Origin of the sequence: Aquitalea sp. LB_tupeE, from assembly GCF_013391415.1 — a bacterium.
Taxonomy (GTDB): Bacteria; Pseudomonadota; Gammaproteobacteria; order Burkholderiales; family Chromobacteriaceae; genus Aquitalea.
Genome location: NZ_JACAXB010000023.1, coordinates 1 through 3,586, shown reverse-complemented (window position 1 = coordinate 3,586; position 3,586 = coordinate 1). Strand labels below are relative to the sequence as shown.

3 protein-coding genes are annotated in these 3,586 nt (G+C 62.7%); all 3 read right to left on the bottom strand.

Going from position 1 to position 3,586, the window contains the following annotated elements; translation table 11 throughout:
* The coding region (gene arcC / locus HWX34_RS12490; protein ID WP_178972554.1) for a carbamate kinase at positions 1-920 on the bottom strand (920 nt) is incomplete at its 3' end.
* Positions 921-1,257: 337 nt separating this feature from the next.
* Complete coding sequence (locus HWX34_RS12485) at positions 1,258-2,268, bottom strand: ornithine carbamoyltransferase (RefSeq protein ID WP_178972553.1); 1,011 nt, start codon at positions 2,266-2,268, stop codon at positions 1,258-1,260.
* Between the two features lie 91 nt (positions 2,269-2,359).
* The coding region (locus HWX34_RS12480) for an arginine deiminase (protein ID WP_178972552.1) at positions 2,360-3,586 on the bottom strand (1,227 nt) is incomplete at its 5' end.

Genomic DNA, 3,586 nt, shown 5'->3' with positions numbered 1-3,586 from the left:
TCGGTGGAGATGATGGTGCCCGCTTCGCCCTTGACGATCTTCTCGATGTCTTCCAGCGCGCCAATCACCGCACGCTTGCCAGTCAGGCGGGCAAATTCGCAGGCAGCTTCCACTTTCGGGCCCATCGAACCGGCGGCAAAGCCCAGCTTGTCCATTTCGTCCGGGTGGGCGTGGCGGATGGCACGGGCTTCGGGGGTGCCCCAGCCTACAAACACGCTCTTCACGTCGGTGGCAATGACAAAGTAGTCGGCGTCCACTTCGCGGGCCAGCAGGGCGGAGGCGAGGTCTTTGTCGATCACGGCTTCCACGCCCACCAGCTTGTCGCCCTGGTACATGGTGGGGATGCCACCACCACCGGCGGCAATCACCACTGCGCCTTTTTCGATCATCCATTTGATCGGGCGCAGCTCGAAGATGCGTTTCGGTTTCGGGCTGGGTACCACGCGGCGGTAGTAGTCGCCGTCGGCCTTGACGGTCCAGCCGTGGCTGGCAGCCAGGGCTTCGGCTTCTTCCTTGCTGTATACCGGGCCGACGAACTTGGTGGGGTTCTGGAAGGCGGGGTCGGCGGCGTCGACTTCGGTCTGGGTGAGGATGGTGGCCAGCGGCACTTCAAACGGCAGAACGTTGCCCAGTTCCTGTTCGATCATGTAGCCGATCATGCCTTCGGTCTGGGCACCCAGGACGTCGAGCGGGTACGGGGTGACTTTACCGTCGACGTGGCGGGCGTAGGCGTCGTTTTGCAGGCCCAAGAGGCCGACTTGCGGGCCGTTGCCGTGGCACATCACCAGGTTGTGGCCCAGCCGGGTGACGGCGGCCAGTTGTTCGGCGGCCACCTTGACGTTGGCGCGTTGGTTGTCAGCGGTCATGGCTTCGCCACGACGTTGCAGGGCATTGCCGCCCAGGGCTACGACGACTCGCATGATGTTTCCTTTCCTGCCCCGCCCCGCTGTGTTTGGGGTGGCGGCGTTGACGGCCTGCTTGGGCAGTCCATCTGATTTCTGATGTGGTGGCCGGACTTCCCGCGGGAAGGTGGGGCCGGGATGGGGGTGAGATCCGGCTGAGTGAGGGGGGCCGGATCTCGGGCCACTCCACGGCTTCAGGGGTGTGCCGTCGCGGAGGGTAAAACGGTGTTGCTGTCAGACTGCAATGACTGGTGGTGTGGCAAAGTCTGCTGCCAGGCGCGCCGCCGCAGACAGTACCAGTCGTACGACTAGGCGGCGCAACAACGCAGCAGGGCTTTGCCACGTCGCCTCCGGCTTAATCTCCCAGCGTGGCGACCAGAATGGCCTTGATGGTGTGCATGCGGTTTTCTGCTTGCTCGAAGGCAATGCAGGCTTCGCTTTCGAACACGTCTTCGGTCACTTCAATGCCATTGGCCAGGTCCGGGTATTGCGCGGCAATTTCCTTGCCCACCTTGGTTTCGCTGTTGTGGTAGGCCGGCAGGCAGTGCATGAACTTGACTTGCGGGTTCTGTGCAGCAGCCATCAGCGCGGCGTTCACCTGGTAAGGCTTCAGCAGGCGGATACGTTCGGCCCAGACTTCGGCCGGTTCGCCCATCGAGACCCAGACGTCGGTGTGGATGAAGTCAGTGCCTTTGACAGCTGCGGCAGCGTCTTCGGTCAGGGTGATGCGGGCGCCGGTCCTGGCGGCGATTTCACGGCATTCGGCCACCAGTTCGTCGGTCGGCCACAGGTGTTTCGGCGCGCCGATGCGTACGTCCATGCCCAGCTTGGCACCAATCACCAGCAGGGAGTTGCCCATATTGTTGCGGGCGTCGCCCAGGTAGGTGTAGCTGATTTGCGAGATGGGCTTGTCGCTGTTTTCCCACATGGTCAGTACGTCGGCCAGCATCTGGGTGGGGTGCCATTCGTCGGTCAGGCCGTTGTACACCGGGACGCCGGCAAACTTGGCCAGTTCGTTCTCCACCATGTGCTGGTCGAAGCCGCGGTATTCGATGGCGTCATACATGCGACCGAGTACGCGGGCGGTGTCTTTCATCGACTCCTTGATACCGATTTGCGAGCCGGACGGTCCGAGGTAGGTGACGTTGGCGCCCTGGTCGTAGCAGGCCACTTCGAACGCACAGCGGGTGCGGGTGGAGGTCTTTTCGAAGATCAGGGCGATGTTCTTGCCCTTCAGGTGTTGCTGTTCGGTGCCGGTGTATTTGGCGCGTTTCAGGTCGCGGGCCAGGTCGAGCATGTAGCGGATTTCGCGCGGGGTGAAGTCCAGCATGCGGAGGAAGTTGCGGTTGCGCAGATTGAAGGCCATGGTAACACTCCTTGTTTCGGTGCCGGGTGGCGGGCTTGGCCGACGCCACCGGGCGAGATTGATGTGCTTGCTGTGCTACGAGGGCAGCGGTTTAAATCTTCACTTCGTCGCGGATGATCGGGCAGGTCATGCAGTGACCACCGCCACGGCCACGGCCCAGTTCGGAGGCCGGAATCTCGATCACTTCCACGCCGTGCTGACGCATCAGCTTGTTGGTGTAGGTATTGCGGTCGTAGGCCACCACCACGCGGCGGTCCAGCGCCACCACGTTGTTGCCGTCATCCCATTGTTCGCGTTCGCGCTGGTAGGCATCGCCGGCGGTCTGGATGATGTGGACTTCCTTCAGGCCCAGTGCCTGGCGTACCACTTCGGTAAACGGTACGCCGTCGTGGCGTTCGAAGCGGACTTCGCCGTCCTTGTCACCGGCGTAGATGCTGGTGCAGACGATTTCGTTGACCACGTCCGGGAACACCGACAGCAGGTCGATATCGAGGAAGCTGAACACGGTGTCCAGGTGCATGGCGGCACGCGATTTGGGCATCTGGCAGGCAATCACGCGGGTGGCGCCGCCTTCCTTGCCCAGCACATTGCGGGCCACTTGCACCACGGCTTGCGGGCTGGTGCGTTCGCCCATGCCGATCAGTACCACGCCGTTGCCGATGGGCATCACGTCGCCGCCTTCCAGCGTGGCCGGGCCGTGGTTCGTGTCGCAGTCGCCCCACCATACCTTCACCTTGCCGGCGAAGTAGGGGTGGTGCTGGTAGATGGCTTGCAGGATCAGGGTTTCCTGACGGCGAGCCGGCCAGTACATCGGGTTCAGCGTCACGCCTTCGTAGATCCAGCAGGACGGGTCGCGCTGGAACAGGCTGTTCGGGATCGGCGGAATGACGAATTCGGACTGGTCCAGATAGCCGCCAAACAGGCCTTTGGGGTCGAACGGCAGTTCAAACTTGGCGATGCCGCCGATCAGGTGTTCGGCCAGTTGGGTGGAGGGCATTTCGTCCAGCCAGCTGCGCAGGTCGGTCAGCATGCCGATGCCGACGTTGTCAGCCTTGACCTTGCGGTCCAGCAGCCAGCTGCGGGCGGCCTTGTCGTCCAGCACCTGGGCCAGCGCGTCGTGGGCTTCGATCACATGGATGCCACGGGCTCGCATCTGTTCAACCATGTAGGCGTGGTCTTTCTGGGCGCGTTCCACCCAGATCACGTCATCAAACAGCAGGTCGTGGCAGTTGTCGGGGGTGAGGCGTTTGTGGGCCAGGCCCGGACGGCACACCATCACACTGCGCAGCTTGCCGCATTCGGAATGAACACCAAATTT